The sequence below is a fragment of the Demequina mangrovi genome, assembly GCF_000759715.1.
In the GTDB taxonomy this organism is placed as follows: domain Bacteria; phylum Actinomycetota; class Actinomycetes; order Actinomycetales; family Demequinaceae; genus Demequina; species Demequina mangrovi.
This window is the reverse complement of the sequence record NZ_BBLU01000015.1, coordinates 1-15,418: the sequence shown is the minus strand read 5'-3', so window position 1 is coordinate 15,418 and position 15,418 is coordinate 1. Positions and strand designations below refer to the sequence as shown.

Here is a 15,418-nt window from a genome sequence, read left to right as displayed (position 1 = left end):
TGTTGCGTGCGTCGGGTCGCAATCGGGTGATTGAAGGTCTGGCTGGTGAATCGACCTGCATTCGCGCCCAACGGCGCGGGGCTTCACGTGGAGTGCCCGGTCAAACCCCGCGCCAGCTACTGGTTGAGCGAGATCTCGTTCCCGAGCGCGGTGTAGATGTGTCGGTTGGAGGTCTTGGTTGAGCGGACCAGGCCACGGAAGGTTGCCAAAGCCGTATCGACCTTTGCCTTGTTCCGCAGGGCGCTGCCCGAAAGGGCGTCGGAAAGTTGAGAAGGTGCGAGCGCCAGTACCGCGTCGAGCGCGGGCTTCAGCTTGTCGGCCGCCTCCTGAAGATTGGGCGACCCCTGGAATGCCAAAGCATACTTGTCCGCGATCGTGCGGTTGAGGACCGTCTCAAAGACAGCCCCCATAGCGGTCAACGCGAGCATGTTGGATCCGCGCAGCGAGAACCAGGCTGCCAGCTCACTGTCGTCCAGGTCGAGCGAAGCAGCAGAGGACAGCTCAAGCTTTTTCTCTTCGATGGCACGAAGGAGCGCGCACACGAAGAGGATATGGGCCGCCGATGTGCGATCGGGGAAGACCGACGAGTAGATCGCGTCGTCCTCCCAAATCTGGCCCTTCTGGTGATATGCAACTTCTGGCCGTCCATGAAATGCTGCAAGTGCCTGGGCAGCTACGGTGGCAAGGATCTGGTTGGACCCGGGCCTGCGAATGACGTCTTCCGCACCGCCTCGTCGGCCCCCGTTGTAGCCAACGACGCCGAGTTTCTCGAACTCCTTGACGAGTCGACTTTGCACGCGATCATTGCTTCGGAAGTCTGCGGCCTGCGTCGGGTTCTGGCGGTTATTGAATCGGATGATTTCCTGGACGGTTCGTTGGTCATCGCACTTGATGAACCGTGCCATCACGCGACTTTCGGCAAGATGCGTGGAATCTAGAGAGCCGATGGATCCAGTGGTCTGCGCGCCATTCACAATTGCGAGACCCTCGACTCGGATGGTCCCGGCATCCTCGTCGTATTCGAAATCGTTGACGAGGGCCGTGATCCCATTGTTGTATGCCCAGAACTGCTGGGGCTCGTTTCGGACTGTGTCCTGAATCCCGTTGTTGATGTTGTTTTGCGAACGGGTGCTGCCAAGGTAGCCTCGCACGTTTGCAGAGAAGAGGCGTTCCTTGTGCGCCGCAAACTGCTCGTGGAGCCAGCCCGCGGGCAACGAGGTGCAGACGGCAGTCCAGTTCTCACCCTTCTCGGTGAAGGCGCCTGATACCGGCACGACGAACGGATCGGTGACGAGGACCGGGGTAAGCGAACCCAAATAGCGATCGCCGAGCGTCTCGAGGCCAATCTCGGTCCCCGATACGTCGAGGTCGACACCGCTGTAGCGTGCCGAAACCATGTGTCGTGCGCCGACGGCCGATGCGTTGAGCTCCTGCTTGATCTGCGCGGACTCCGGCAGGTTGTGAACGAACCACACCTCAATCGAGGCGATGGCGCCGTCCGCAAGTGCCTGGTGGAGCTCGTTGCGCGCACTTCGAAGGCGCTCGGGCACATCGGCCTCGTCAATGTCGCCGAGCAGCCAAGTGATCGCCTGGTGCACGGACGATGCCTTGGCGCCGCGAGCTTGTCGTTTATTTGTCGGCGCAGTCGACTCGTAGCCTTGAACCAGGACGGCCGTATGCAGGTCTCGGTCGACGTAGACGACATCGCAGGACTTGTCGTCCGGTCCGTCGGTGAGTGCCGAGGCCGCAATGGTGTGGATGTCGTCCAGGCCGAAACTCAACTGGAGCGCGAAGAGCGCACGCTTGGCCCTTCCGTACCTATTCAGGTCGTCGCGCGCCTCAAGCGCAGCGTCTAGTGGTGTCGTCTCGGTTGCAGTTGTGTCCGGCACGTCCCGGACAATAGCAGGGCGTAGGCGGGAGTGAGGTCGGTGCTCAGGCGTTCCTGCTACGAAGTGCGAGCGTTATTCGGCTCGCCATCGATTGCGCTCCGCTATTTGGAACGCCTGGGGACCAAGGTCCCTAGCATCGCCAAACCGCGCGCCTACCGTCGCAAGAGGAGGCGTGTCATGGACGACATCCGAATCCTCGAGCCCGAGGGCCTTGATGCCCTCATCGCGGCATTGCATGAGCGCGGCTACCGCGTCGTCGGGCCGACCGTCCGGGGCGATGCGATCGTCACCGGCGATATCTACGCGGCTTCTGATCTGCCCCAGGGCGTCGGCGACACGCAGCAGGCGGGCGCCTACCGGCTGAGACGGCGCGACGACGACGCCTACTTCGGCTTCGCCGACCCCGCCCAGTCCACCAAGCCGGTGTTCTTCCCGGCCGAGGAGGTCGTGTGGCGCGGCCGCCGCGACGAGGGTCACTTCACCGTCGAACGGGACGCGCCCAAGGATCAGGCGGTCGCGCTCCTGGGAGTCCGGAGCTGCGACCTCCGCGCCGTCCAGATCCACGACGCCGTCCTCGCCGACCGGCCCTTCCACGACGCCCATTACGTCGCCCGCCGCGACGGCACCTTCACCGTCGCCGTCGCCTGCGGCGAGCCCGCCACCACCTGCTTCTGCGCGTCCATGGGGACTGGTCCCCGCCCCGCAGCGACCAACGAACAGACAGGAGAGCCCGCCTACGACCTCCTCCTCACCGAGGTCATGGCGCCCGAGCACCGCTTCGTCCTCGAAGTCGGCACCGAGCGCGGGAGGGAGGTGGCCGACGCCTTCGACACCACCCGCGCCGGCCAGGAGGCACAGCAAGAAGCCATCGCGGTCAGCGACGCAGCAGCAGCACGCCAAACCAGGGGCATCAACACCGACACCATCCACGATGTCCTCCGCGCCAGCGCGGAGTCCCCGAGATGGGACGACGTCGCCTCCCGCTGCCTCGCATGCACCAACTGCACCCTCGTGTGCCCGACCTGCTTCTGCACCACCATCCAGGACACCAGCGACCTCGCCGGTGACAACGCCGAGCGCCACCGCGTCTGGGACTCCTGCTTCTCCGAGAGCTTCAGCTACATCCACGGCGGCCCGCTCCGCGGCGACGTCAAGGCCCGCTACCGCCAATGGATCACCCACAAGCTCTCCAGCTGGCAGGACCAGTTCGGGATGCTCGGCTGCGTCGGCTGCGGACGATGCATCGCCTGGTGCCCCGTCGGCATCGACATCACCGAGGAGGCCGCCGCGCTCGGCCGCATGGCCACCGCCGCAGGAGCCGCGTCATGACCGCCACCGCCACCCGCTCATCGGTCCCCGCGGACCCCATGGTCCCGCGCCGCTACGTCATCACCCACGTGCGCCAGGACACCCGCGACACCTTCACGCTCCTGCTCGACCCCGCGGACGGCCAACCCGCGATCCAGTTCAGAGCGGGCCAGTTCACCATGCTCCACGCCTTCGGCGTCGGCGAGGTCCCCATCAGCATCAGCGGCGACCCCAGCGACCCCGCCCCGCTCGAGCACACCATCCGCAACGTCGGCGCCGTGACCCGCGCGCTCGTCGAGGCGAGCCCCGGCACCGAGGTCGGCGTCCGCGGCCCCTTCGGCACGTCATGGGACGTGGACGATGCGACGGGTCACGACGTCGTCTTCGTCACCGGCGGTATCGGCCTCGCCCCGCTGCGCCCGGCCATCCTCGATGTCCTCGCCCACCGCGACGACTACGGCAAGGTGCTGCTCCTCTACGGCTCCCGCACCCCGGATGACATCCTCTACGGCCACGAGATGCACCGCTGGGCGGATCTCAACGACGTCAACGTCCAGATGACCGTCGACAACGCGCCGTACGGCTACAAGGGCAAGGTCGGCTTCGTCACGGAGCTGGTGACCAAGGCCGGCTTCGACCCCCGGAACGCCTTCGCGTTCGTCTGCGGGCCCGAGGTGATGATGCGCGCGGCGGCCACCGCGCTCAACGGCCGCGGCGTGCCGAAGAGCAAGATCCGCCTCAGCATGGAGCGCTCCATGAAGTGCGGGGTCGGGCTGTGCGGGCACTGCCAGCTGCGCGAGCTGTTCGTCTGCGTCGACGGCCCGGTGCTGGACTTCGCGCGCCTCGAGCCGCTCATGAACGTCCGCGAGCTCTGAGCGCGCAGACCAGGCGGAACAGGCGAGAACAGGGGAGTAGTCACCGTCAGCCCCTCCCGCTAGGGTCGAACCTCCGAACAGCGAACCCCCGGAGGAGACCCGCGCATGAGGTACGAGCTCGACAACCGCCTCGTCGTCGGCGTCGCCTCCTCGGCGCTGTTCGACCTCGCCGAGTCCGACGCCTACTTCCGCGAGCACGGCGAGGCCGCGTACATCCGCTACCAGGACGAACGCATCGACCAGACCCTCGAGCCCGGCGCCGCCTTCCCGTTCGTGCAGCGGCTCCTCGCGCTCAACGACCTCCGCCCCGAGGACCCGCTGGTCGAGATCATCGTCCTGTCGCAGAACGCCCCCAGCACCGGGCTGCGCGTGATGCGCTCGATCGAGGCGCACGGCCTCACCATGACCCGCGCCGTGTTCACCCAGGGCCGCGCACCGTACGCGTACATCGGCGCGCTCCAGATGTCGCTCTTCCTCTCGGGCAGCCGCGAGGACGTGGACGATGCGATCGCCGCCGGCTTCCCCGCGGGGCACGTCCTGCCCTCGGCCGCCGCGTACGACGCCTCCGACCCCGGCCTCAGGATCGCCTTCGACTTCGACGGGGTGCTCGCCGACGACGGCTCCGAGCGCATCTTCAAGGCCTCCGGCATGGACGCCTTCCGCGACCACGAGGTCACCCGCCGCGAGCACGCGCTCCGCCCGGGCCTGCTCCAGCCGCTGCTCAAGGATCTCAACCGCATCCAGCAGCTTGAGCGGGTGCGCAAGGAGGCCGAGCCCGACTATGTGGAGCGACTCCGCATCGCGCTGGTCACCGCCCGCGCGGCGCCGGCCCACGAGCGCGCCGTCAACTCCCTGCGTGACTGGGGCGTCGAGGTCAACGACGCGTTCTTCCTCGGCGGCGTCGCCAAGTCGCACGTGCTCGAGGTGATGCGCCCGCACATCTTCTTCGACGACCAGACCAGCCACCTCACCGACGCGACCGACTTCATCATGGGCGTCCACGTGCCCTACGGCGTCGCCAACGAGATCGTCGAGCAGGCTCCCACGGCGTAGCGCGCCGCAAACGGCCGGGTAGCACCCCGGTCCCGGACCAAGGTCCCTTTCGCGCGCCTCTCAGCGGCCTAGCGTCGCAAGAGGAGGCGTGTCATGGTCGACATCCGAATCCTTGCCGCACCCGCTCTCGGGAGGGGGTGCTGACATGGTCGAGCACGCCCACGAGCACCCTCAACCCCACGACGCGGGGCACGATGCTCCGGTCGCCGTCGATACCCGCCCCAAGCTCGCGGTGTGGAAGTTCGCGTCCTGCGACGGCTGCCAGCTGAGCATCCTCAACTGCGAGGACGAGCTCCTCCAGATCGCCGAGAACATCCACATCGCCTACTTCCCCGAGGCGACCCGCGCGATCGTCGAGGGCCCGTACGAGCTCAGCCTCGTCGAGGGCTCCATCACCACGCCCGAGGACGTGAGGCGCATCCACGAGATCCGCGCGCAGTCCGGAACCTTGGTGACCATCGGCGCGTGCGCGACCGCCGGCGGGATCCAGGCGCTGCGCAACTGGGCCGACGTCGACGAGTTCCGCAGCATCGTCTACGCCCACCCCGAGTACCTCAGCACCCTCGACCGCTCCACCCCGATCGCCAGCCACGTCGACGTCGACTACGAGCTCCGCGGCTGCCCCGTCGACAAGACCCAGCTGGTCGAGGTCCTCGCGGCCTTCCTCAACGGCCGCAAGCCGCGCATCCCGACGTACTCGGTGTGCGTCGAGTGCAAGCTCAAGGGCAACGTCTGCGTCCCCGTCGCTACCGGGACGCCGTGCCTCGGGCCCGTGACCCAGGCCGGCTGCGGCGCGCTCTGCCCGTCCTACGGCCGCGGCTGCTACGGGTGCTTCGGCCCGCAGGACAGCGCCAACACCGACGCGATGACCCGCCAGCTCACGGAGCTCGGGATGACCGGCGCCGACATCGTCCGCGTCTACCGCACCTTCAACGCCGGCGCCCCCGAGTTCGCGGCGGCGTCCGATGCGCTCGAGGCCGCGGCGGCGGCATCGGCCGGGGGAGGGGAGCCGTCATGACCCACCAGCTCAAGGACGGCGGCCAGGTGATGCAGGTCGGCATGCTCGCGCGCGTCGAGGGCGAGGGCGGCATGCACATCGAGTTCAAGGACGGGAAGGTCGAGAGCGTCAAGCTCAACATCTTCGAGCCGCCGCGCTTCTACGAGGGCTTCCTCCGCGGCCGCAAGTTCACGGAGCCGCCCGACATCACGGCACGCATCTGCGGGATCTGCCCGGTCGCGTACCAGTCCGCGTCCACCGAGGCGATGGAGACCATCTGCGGCGCCGCCACCACGCCCGAGATCCAGGAGATGCGCCGGCTGCTCTACTGCGGCGAGTGGATCGAGAGTCACGCGCTCCACATCTTCATGCTGCACGCGCCGGACTTTCTGGGCTACGAGGGTGCGATCGAGATGGCCGCGGACCACCCCGACGTGGTGAAGATGGCGCTCCGGCTCAAGAAGTGCGGCAACGACCTCATGACCGCCGTCGGCGGCCGTGCGATCCACCCGGTCAACGTGAAGGTCGGCGGCTTCTACCGGATGCCGACCGTCGCCGAGCTGCTGAGGCTGCGCCCGGCATTGGAGCAGGGCCTCGAGGACGCCTACGCGGCCATCCCGCTGGTCGCGAGCTTCGACTTCCCCGAGATGGAGCAGCCGTACACCTACGTCGCGCTGCGCCACCCCGACCGCTATCCGCTCGAGCGGGGCACCCACGTGGTCACGACCACCGGGCTCCGGATCCCGGTCGCCGAGATCCCCGAGCACATCACCGAGTTCCATGTCGAGCACTCCAACGCCCTCCACGCGAGCTTCGACGGCCAGCCGTACTTCGTCGGCCCGCTCGCACGCTACGTCCTCAACTTCGACCAGCTGAGCCCGCGCGCGCAGGAGGCCGCGCTCGCGACGGGCATCGGCCGGGAGTGCCGCAACCCGTTCAAGTCGATCATCGTCCGCGCGGTCGAGCTCGCGTACGCCTTCGAGGAGGCGCTCCGCATCATCGACGGCTGGGTCGACGGCCACGCACCGAGCGTCCCCGTGACGCCTCAGGAGGGGGAGGCCATCGGGGCCTCTGAGGCGCCGCGGGGCCTGATCTGGCACCGCTACCGCATCGACGCGGACGGGATCATCCAGGACGCGCAGATCGTGCCGCCGACCTCCCAGAATCAGGCCTCGATCGAGATGGACCTCCGCACCGCGGCCGAGCAGTGGACCGACCTCGACGACCACATGCTCACGCACCGCTGCGAGGAGGCCATCCGCAACTACGACCCTTGCATCTCGTGCGCCACCCACTTCCTCGACCTGCGGGTGAAGCGATCATGACCGCGGACAGGGTCCTGGTGGTCGGGCTCGGCAGCCCCGACCGGGGGGACGATGCGGTCGGCGCCGCGGTCGCCGAGCGTCTGGCCGCGATGGACCTCGACCACGTCGACGTGGTGACCCGCGAGGACCCCACCCAGCTGGTCCAGCTGTGGGCCGGGCACGGCGCGGCGCTGGTGATCGACGCCGTGATGTCGGGCAACGCGCCCGGCCGGCTGCACATCCGAGAGGTCGGCGATGCGGGGGAGCCGCTGCCCACGCACGCCTTCACCGCCGCCGGCCGCGGAGGCAGCCACGCCTTCGGGCTGGCCGGCGCGGTCGAGCTCGCGCGCACGCTCGGCACGCTGCCGACGCACGTGACCGTCGTCGGGGTCGAGGCCAAGACCTTCGACTTCGGCCCGATGTCCCCGGAGATCCAGGAAGCCCTCGACGCCGCCGTCGCGACGGCCGCCGCCGAGCTCATCGCGCTCAAGGAAGAGGTCACGCCATGTGTCTAGGAACCATCGCCCAGGTCGTCGAGGTGCACAAGGACGGTCGCGCCGTCGTGGAGGATCACGGCAAGCGCCAGCTGGTGCTCGAGATGACCGTCAGCGATGACGACATCACGCCCGGCGACTGGGTGGTGATCCAGTCCGGCTTCGCGCTCGAGCGGATCTCCGAGAAGGAGGCCATGGAGGCCAACGCGATCCGGGACTCGGCGGCTCCGGCGCCCGCGGCGCCTGCCCCCGCCGCGCCCGGCGAGGAGGGACAGCCGACATGACCACCCGCTCGCGCGGCATCGCCCTCGCGACCGTCACGGCCGCGATCTCGGGCGTGGCCGTCTACCTCAATGGATTCGGCGTCGCCGCCTTCGGCGACGCGACCGCGTACACGACTGCGAAGAACGGCGTCGCCGCGCTCGTCCTCGCACTCGCGTTCGCGGTAGGTCGCCGGTCCGCCGGGGCCGGGTCGGTCGCAATGACGCGACCCACCCGCCCCGGCCACCGGTGGGGGCTCGCCTTCGTGGCGATCGCGGGTGGCGCGATTCCCTTCGTCCTCTTCTTCGAGGGGCTGTCGTCCACCGCCTCGGTCCAGGCGGCCTTCGTCCACAAGACGCTGGTCGTCTGGGTCGTGGTCTTCGCCGTGATCCTGCTCAACGAGAGGCTCACCTGGTGGCACCTTGCGGCGATCGCGCTGCTGGTGGTCGCCCAGCTCGGACTTGCCGGGGGCGGCGTCAGCCTGGTCGCCGACCCCGGCACCCTCATGATCGCCGCCGCCACGCTCATGTGGGCTCTGGAGGTCATCATCACCAAGCGGCTCCTCGGCGATCTCACGCCCTGGACGCTCTCGCTCACCCGCATGGGCGGCGGCACCGTCGCACTGCTCGCCTGGTGCGCCGTTACCGGTCGCCTCGGCGCCGTGATGCCGAGCACCGCCGCCCAGTGGGGCTGGGTCGCGCTCACCGGACTCCTGCTGGCCGGCTATGTCGCCACCTGGCATCAGGCGCTCGCCCGTGCACAAGCGGTCGATGTCACCGCGGTGCTGGTCATGGGTGCGCTCGTGACCGCCATCCTCGCCGGAGCCCTCGACGCCGCCCCGATCGCGGCGCAGGCGCCCTGGCTCCTCCTCCTCGCCTCCGGCGGGCTGCTCGTGTGGCTCGCCCCCCGACTGCCCGGGAGGGCCGTCACATGACCGACACCCAGCATCGTCCGCCGTCCGCCCACCCCGAGGCACTTCCGCCCGAGGACGGAGCGCTCCTGTTCGGCAGATACGCCTTCCCGCCGAACGACCTGGGCTACTGCGGTCCGGACCGCGCCGACGAGCTCCTCGACAGGGTGAGCTCCGGCGCGTCCGGACCCGGCCTCGAGGAGGTGGTCCGCGCCTTCGAGGGCGCGTGGCCCTACCTCGAGCTCATCGGCGAGTGCCTGGGCCGCGCGCCGCTCGACCCGGTGGTGGTCGAGGCGTACTGGCTCGGCGGGCCCGCGCTGGACCGTTGCGGGGGAGCGGTCTTCGCGCGCTCGCTGGAGGAGCGGTTCCGGCCGCGGCTCACGCGCCTCGAGTTCGAGCGCCTGGTCGCGGCCGTCGCCGCCGGAGGTACCCCGCACCACAACTTCCACGTCTTCGCGGTGTACCCGTGGGTGGGGCTGATCCGCAACGGCCACGTCGACGGGCCGCTCACGGTGCTCGACCAGTGCCGGATCCGCTGCGGTCAGGTGCTGTCGATCGAGGGCGACACGGCCCTGGTCGAGAGCCGCCACCTCACGTGGGACGGTCGCACGATGTCGCTCGCGCCGCCCACCGCCGAGACCGCACGCTTCCGCCGCGACGGACGCTCGCTCGCGCCGACAGTGAAGCCCGGCGACCACGTCACGCTGCACTGGAACTGGATCTGCGACTGGGTCGGGCCGATGCGCCTCACCCGGCTCCGCAACGCGACCGCGCACGAGCTCGCAGCGGTCAACTCCTGCACCTACTCCGCGCCCGCCGCGGTGCTGTCCTGACTCCCGGGAGGAGCCGATCATGCACATCCAGGACGGGGTCCTCGACCCGACCGTCGTCATCGGCGCCGGCGTCGCCGCCGTCGGCGCGGTCACGTACGCCGGATGGACGATGCGCCACGGCCGCTCGCGCCTCGGCTGGGCGCTCGCGGGAGCGGGCGGGGTGCTCATCGCACACCTGCTCGACGTGCCGCTCGCCGCCGGCGGGGCGCTCACCGGCCACGTCATCGGCGGCACGCTGCTGGCGATCGCGCTGGGACCCTCGTTGGCGCTGCTGGCGATGACGGCCGCGCTCGCGACCGAGGCATTGCTGTGGGGCGACGGGGGAGTCCTCGCGCTCGGGGTCAACGTGATGGTGATGGGCGTCGCGGGAGTGGCCGCAGGCTGGGCCGTGTGGCGGCGGCTCAGCGCGCGCGGCGATGGCTGGCGCGTCCCGGCGGCAGGGGTCGCGGGCTTCGCGAGCGTGCTCGCCTCGTCCGCGATGCTGTGGGGGGTCCTGGCGCTGGGCGCGCCGGGCGTCGCGTCGGTGACGCTGTGGCACCACGTCGCGTGGGCGGCGCTCGAGGGCGCGGTGACGGCGCTCGCGGTGGCGCTGGCGCTCGCCTGGCAGGGCTATCGCGCACGCGTCGCGGGGGTCGATCACGGTTTCGCTGATCGCGGCGCGCTCGCGGAAGGCTGAGGCCCCGCGTTCGGCACGGAGCGCGGGGCGGGCATGCACGGTGTCGGGTACTCGCACTTTTCATGCACGAGTGCGCGTGAGCCGTGGGCGCCTGTCCCGTTCCCTCGTGCATGAAAGGCGCGAGCGCGCGTGAGCGATGGGCGCCTGGCCCCGTTCCTTCGTGCATGAAAAGCGCGAGGGTGCGTGAGAGACGCGTGCCCGGCCGCCGTTCCTTCGTGCATGAAAGGCGCGAGGGCCGTGCACCGGACCTGGTGCTCCCGCGCTCGCGGTGAGATAATGGAGGTAACGAAGGGCAGTAGCCCTGAGGAGCGGGCCCGGCAGCCTTCCGGATGGTTGGTCAGCCGGGCTTCGTGCTGTCCGGGCCGCTAGCGATGCGGGCTCCGTACGGTCCCGGCTCAGGCCGCCGCGTCGAGCTCCCAGTCCGCGGCTACCTCGTGGTGGACGATGAGCGGCGCCAGCGCCTCGCGGTGCTCGCCTCCCCGCGTCCACATCCACGCGGCCAGGTCGGCGACCCAGAGCAGCGGCTCGGCGACGCCCGGCGCGTGGCCGTAGTGCAGCCTCGGGACCGCGCCGGTGCGGATGAGCCGTGCGATGGTCTGCCGGTCGCGCCGCTCCGAAGGCCCGTCGCGCTCGAGCAGCCAGCGCGTCACCCCACGCCCGCCCGCCCAGGTCGCCATCGCCGCGACGCACGCCTCGCGCGCGAGGAACTCCGGATGAGTCTTCGGGTGCTCGACCACCGCGATCTCGACCGTCCCCGCCATCCGCAGCAGCGAGGCGAGCGCGCGCTCGCGTGCCTCGGGCCGCTCGTGCGAGGTGTGGAAGCGATGAGACGAGCCCACCCTCCAGGTGAGGGCCTCGCGCCGGACGCGCCGTACGTCCTCACCTGCGACGAGCGCGCCCGCGAAGCGGTAGCCGTCGACCTTCGACTCGTCCGAGTACAGGTGCATCGTCATCGCATGCCGCCTCCGTCTCCTTCGAGTCTGGCAGGTCCGCGAAGCGACGGCGCGGCAGGTTAGGTGACGGATGCTCAATAGGGACTTAGGTCCCGATTCCGCTCACACCGCGGCACGCCGCGCCGATCGGATAACCATGTTCGCCACGATCTCGCGCAAGGTCGCGCTCCTGTCCGCGGTGCTGCTCGCCGGCACCGTCCTCGTCGGTGTCATCGCCGTCCAGCGGGTGGATGCCGTCGCCGGCCATCTCCACACCGTCAACGAGGTCAACGCCGTCAAGCAGCGGTACGCCATCAACTTCCGCGGCTCGGTCCACGACCGCGCCATCGCGGTCCGCGACGTGGTGCTCGCCGGCAGCGCGAGCGAGATCGACGCCGAGGTCGCGCTGATCGAGTCGCTCGCTGCGGACTACTCCGCCGCGGAGCAGGACATGGCCGCGATCGTCGCGGAGGCCGGCGTCTCGTCTGCCGAGAGCGCGGCGCTCGAGGACATCGAGGCGATCCAGGCGCAGACCCTGCCGCTGGTCGACCAGGTCGTCACTCTCGCGCGCGCCGGCGACGTCGACGGCGCGGCGACGGTGCTCGCCTCCGAGGCCAAGCCGGCCTTCGTCGAGTGGCTGCGGACCATCAACGTCTTCATCGACCTCGAGGAGGAGCTGAGCGGAGCCGAGACCGCAGCCGCGGACGGCATCGTCGGCGGCTTCCGGTCGCTCATGATCGGCGTGATCGCGCTCGCGGCGCTCGCCTCCGGCGCGCTCGCCTGGACCGTCGCCCGCTCGATCACCCGACCCGTCAACCGGGCCGTGTCCGCGCTCGAGTCGGTGGCCGACGGCGATCTCACCGTGCGCATCGACGCCAAGGGCGACGGCGAGGTCGGTCGCATGGCGCGCGCGATGAACGCGGCGCTCGACTCGATGTCCGAGGTCTTCGCCGCGGTCACCACGTCGGCCGGGCGCCTCCGCGACGCCTCGTCCCGCATGGGCGGCATCTCGGACGAGGTCGCCGGCGCCGCCGGCGACTCGATGAGCCGCGCCGAGGGCGTCGACCGCAGCGCGCGCGACGTCTCCGCGAGCATCCAGACCGTGGCGAGCGGCGCCGAGCAGATGGGCGCGTCGATCCAGGAGATCGGCGACGGTGCCTCGCGCACCGCCCGCGTGTCGACGCAGGCGGTCGCCTCAGTCGAGTCCGCGGCGGCGACCGTCGCCGAGCTGGGCGAGGCGAGCCGCGCGATCAGCGAGGTGGTGACGCTCATCGGGCGCATCGCGGAGCAGACCAATCTGCTGGCCCTCAATGCCACGATCGAGGCAGCGCGCGCCGGCGAGGCGGGCAAGGGCTTCGCCGTGGTCGCGTCGGAGGTCAAGGACCTTTCGCAGGAGACTGCGAACGCCACTCAGGACATCACCCGCCGCGTCGAGGCCATCCAGGCGGGCACCGACGAGGCCGTCGAGGCGATCCGGCGCATGACCGACGTCATCGGCGAGGTCAACCAGTACGCGCAGACCATCGCGTCCGCGGTCGAGGAGCAGTCCTCCACCACGGCCGAGATGACGCGCAGCGCGACCGATGTGGCGACCTCGTCGACGGCGATCGTGGACTCCGCTGTGCATGTCCTCGAGGCGGCGCGGGGCACCCTCGCCTCGGCCTCCTCGTCGCAGGAGGAGTCCGCGGCGCTGGCGGCGCTGGCCGACGAGCTCGCCGCGCTCGTCGCACCGTTCCGGACCTCCGCGTCCGTCTAGCCCCCGGCAGGCGAAGGCCCCGCACCGTTCGGGCGGTGCGGGGCCTTCGCGCGCGCGTCAGTCGTCGCCGAGCGTGGCCCTCACGCGGCTCGAGCCGTCCGCCGCCTTGGTGACCTCGAGCTTCGCCGGGATCGCGTCCTTCATCGGCTCGACGTGGGAGATCACGCCGATCGTGCGGCCCGCGTCGCGCAGCTCGCCCAGCGTCGACATGGCCGTCTCGAGCGTGTCCCCGTCGAGCGAGCCGAAGCCCTCGTCGATGAACAGCGTCGCCAGCTCGATCCCGCCGGCCTCGGCGGTCACGGTTTCCGCGAGGCCGAGCGCGAGGGACAAGGACGCGAGGAACGTCTCGCCGCCGCTGAGCGACCGCGTCGAGCGCGACTGGCCGGTGTGCGCATCCGCGATCCGGAGCGCGAGGCCCGCCTCCTTGTTGCGGTACTGCGTCGAGTCGTCGTGCTCGAGCCGGTACTGGCCGCTCGACATCGTGGTGAGGCGGGTGTTGGCCGCCCGGACGATGCGCTCCAGCTTGGACGCGAGCACGAAGCTCTCGAGCCGCAGCCGGCGCTCGTTCGGGGGCTTGCCCTCGAGCGACTCGGCGAGGGTGAGGACCACGTCGCGCGCCGCGCGGGCCGATGCGGTGGTCGCGCCGAGCTCGTCGTGCTCGCGGCGCAGCTGCGCGAAGGCCGCCGCGCGGCCGGACGCCGCGGTGGCCGCCTCGATCGCCCCGTCCCGCGCGATGGCGGCAGCCTCGGCCTCCGAGGACAGCGCGTCAAGGTCCGCGACCTCGTCGGGCAGGTCGCGCTCCGACAGCTCGGCGACCACGGCCTGCGCTCCCGCGAGCCCGGCGCGGTGCCGCTCGACCTCCGCGGCGAGCGCGTCGAGCGCGGCAGCATCGAGCACGACGGCGCTCGCCGCCTCCGCGTCGGGGAAGCCGGCCTCGGCGAGCGCCTCGGTGAGCGAGACGCCGGCCTGCTCGGCGGCGCGGGTCGACTCCTCGGACGCGCGCGCGGCCGCGGCGAGCCTCGTCACCAGCGCTGCGGCCGCGTCGAGCGCCGTGGCGAACGCGGCGGTGGACTCGTAGCTTGCGGGCCGCGCGGAGGCGAGCTCGCGCGCCGATCCGAGCGCCTTCTCGGCGGCGCCGACCGACGCCGTCGCGGACTCGACTTTCGCCCCATGCGCGTCGAGATCCGCGCGGAGCCGGGACTCGCGCGTCGCGAGCGCCGCGAGGTCCGCCGCCACGCGGTCCCGCTCGCGCACCGCCGTGAGGGCGCCCTCGTGGGCCGCCGTCGCGGCGTCGAGTGCCCGCTGCGCTTCCTCCGCGGAGCCGGCGCCCGCCTTCTCGCGTGCGGCGCCGAGCGCGAGGTCGGCGTCTCCGCGGCGCGTCCGTGCCGCGTCGAGGCCGGTCTGTCGCGCGCCGACAACTTCGAATGCCGCGTCGACCGCCTCATCCGTGACGTGGTCGTCAGACGGCTGGGCCGGTGCGGGATGCGAGGTGGAGCCGCACACAGGGCAGGGGTCGCCGTCCCCGAGGTCGGCGGCGAGGTGCGCCGCCTGCGAGCGGAGACGGCGCTGCACCAGCGCGTTGTGCGCCTCCGTCGCCTCGGCGTGCGCGCGCAACGCTTCTGCCTCCGCCTCGCGCACCCCCTCCAGTTCCTTCTCGAGCGCGGCGACCTGCGCGTGCGCCTGCACCGCGGCGCGGGTGCGCTCGACCTCGACCGCCAGATCCTCCGCGCGTGCGGCCGTGGCCATCGCGGCCTCGTGCCGCTCCCGCAGCGCGGACTCCTCGGCGGGCAGGGCCTCGAGCGCTTGCCGCGTCGCCGCCTGCGCGCCCTGTAGGGAGATCACGGCCTCCCGCGCGCGGGTGAGCTCCTCATCAAGACGCGGCAGCGCGCGCTCCGCCTCGAGCGCGCCGGCGAGCGCGGCCCGCTCGGACGCGAGCCCCGTCGCGCGGTCGCGCAGGGTCGCCTCGTCGGCGTCCGCCAGCGCGCCCCGATCCTCGGGCCAAGCGAGGGTGAGCGCGGCATCGGCCTGCGCGACCTCGAGCGCGCGGGTCCGCGCGCCGACGGCCTCGGCCGCGACGCGGGCGGCACGCTCGGCTTCTCGCATCGGACCTCTGACAGGAGCGGCCCGGCG

At 70.9% G+C, this 15,418-nt stretch carries 14 protein-coding genes; 11 read left to right on the top strand and 3 right to left on the bottom strand.

The window, feature by feature from the left end; all coding sequences use genetic code 11:
- Nucleotides 1-116 precede the first annotated feature (116 nt).
- Nucleotides 117-1,889 carry an AIPR family protein gene (locus TR42_RS11550; RefSeq protein WP_042216010.1) on the bottom strand — a complete coding sequence of 591 codons (1,773 nt, stop codon included), beginning with the start codon at nt 1,887-1,889 and terminating at the stop codon, nt 117-119.
- A gap of 177 nt (nt 1,890-2,066) precedes the next feature.
- Here TR42_RS11550 and TR42_RS11545 point away from each other — a divergent pair, with 177 nt between their 5' ends.
- The 10 genes from TR42_RS11545 to TR42_RS11500 all read left to right on the top strand — a co-directional run bounded on the left by TR42_RS11545 (nt 2,067) and on the right by TR42_RS11500 (nt 10,600).
- Nucleotides 2,067-3,218: a 4Fe-4S dicluster domain-containing protein gene (locus TR42_RS11545; protein WP_042216008.1), complete on the top strand. Its 1,152-nt coding sequence runs from the start codon at nt 2,067-2,069 to the stop codon at nt 3,216-3,218.
- Nucleotides 3,215-4,072 (top strand): FAD/NAD(P)-binding protein, encoded by an 858-nt coding sequence (locus TR42_RS11540; protein WP_042216007.1) that lies wholly within the window; start codon nt 3,215-3,217, stop codon nt 4,070-4,072. Before TR42_RS11545 ends, TR42_RS11540 begins: the two co-directional genes overlap by 4 nt.
- A 105-nt stretch (nt 4,073-4,177) precedes the next feature.
- The gene (locus TR42_RS11535) at nt 4,178-5,125 is read left to right on the top strand and encodes a 5'-nucleotidase (protein WP_042216005.1); all 948 of its coding nucleotides are present in this window, start codon (nt 4,178-4,180) and stop codon (nt 5,123-5,125) included.
- A 145-nt stretch (nt 5,126-5,270) separates the two neighbouring features.
- Nucleotides 5,271-6,143 carry an NADH-quinone oxidoreductase subunit B family protein gene (locus TR42_RS11530; protein ID WP_081953356.1) on the top strand — a complete coding sequence of 291 codons (873 nt, stop codon included), beginning with the start codon at nt 5,271-5,273 and terminating at the stop codon, nt 6,141-6,143.
- Nucleotides 6,140-7,447, top strand: a complete 1,308-nt coding sequence (locus TR42_RS11525; RefSeq protein ID WP_042216133.1) for a Ni/Fe hydrogenase subunit alpha — start codon at nt 6,140-6,142, stop codon at nt 7,445-7,447. The genes TR42_RS11530 and TR42_RS11525 overlap by 4 nt, the downstream gene beginning before the upstream one ends.
- Entirely contained in the window at nt 7,444-7,941 is a 498-nt protein-coding gene (locus TR42_RS11520; protein WP_042216004.1) for a hydrogenase maturation protease, read from the top strand. Before TR42_RS11525 ends, TR42_RS11520 begins: the two co-directional genes overlap by 4 nt.
- On the top strand, nt 7,932-8,204 hold the full coding sequence (locus TR42_RS14415; protein WP_074789418.1) for a HypC/HybG/HupF family hydrogenase formation chaperone: 273 nt from the start codon (nt 7,932-7,934) through the stop codon (nt 8,202-8,204). Before TR42_RS11520 ends, TR42_RS14415 begins: the two co-directional genes overlap by 10 nt.
- Nucleotides 8,201-9,115 carry an EamA family transporter gene (locus tag TR42_RS11510; RefSeq protein WP_042216002.1) on the top strand — a complete coding sequence of 305 codons (915 nt, stop codon included), beginning with the start codon at nt 8,201-8,203 and terminating at the stop codon, nt 9,113-9,115. Before TR42_RS14415 ends, TR42_RS11510 begins: the two co-directional genes overlap by 4 nt.
- Complete coding sequence (locus TR42_RS11505) at nt 9,112-9,924, top strand: DUF6390 family protein (RefSeq protein ID WP_052406019.1); 813 nt, start codon at nt 9,112-9,114, stop codon at nt 9,922-9,924. Before TR42_RS11510 ends, TR42_RS11505 begins: the two co-directional genes overlap by 4 nt.
- A 19-nt stretch (nt 9,925-9,943) precedes the next feature.
- Entirely contained in the window at nt 9,944-10,600 is a 657-nt protein-coding gene (locus tag TR42_RS11500; RefSeq protein ID WP_052406016.1) for an energy-coupling factor ABC transporter permease, read from the top strand.
- 395 nt (nt 10,601-10,995) lie between these two features.
- Here the strand turns inward: TR42_RS11500 and TR42_RS11495 are convergent, their stop codons facing one another.
- Nucleotides 10,996-11,553 carry a hypothetical protein gene (locus tag TR42_RS11495; protein WP_042216000.1) on the bottom strand — a complete coding sequence of 186 codons (558 nt, stop codon included), beginning with the start codon at nt 11,551-11,553 and terminating at the stop codon, nt 10,996-10,998.
- Nucleotides 11,554-11,689: 136 nt separating this feature from the next.
- Here TR42_RS11495 and TR42_RS11490 point away from each other — a divergent pair, with 136 nt between their 5' ends.
- Complete coding sequence (locus TR42_RS11490) at nt 11,690-13,288, top strand: methyl-accepting chemotaxis protein (RefSeq protein ID WP_052406014.1); 1,599 nt, start codon at nt 11,690-11,692, stop codon at nt 13,286-13,288.
- Between the two features lie 57 nt (nt 13,289-13,345).
- Here TR42_RS11490 and TR42_RS11485 read toward each other — a convergent pair whose 3' ends face one another.
- Nucleotides 13,346-15,391, bottom strand: coding sequence for an SbcC/MukB-like Walker B domain-containing protein (locus tag TR42_RS11485; RefSeq protein WP_042215998.1), 2,046 nt, complete (start codon nt 15,389-15,391; stop codon nt 13,346-13,348).
- Between the last annotated feature and the right edge of the window lie 27 nt (nt 15,392-15,418).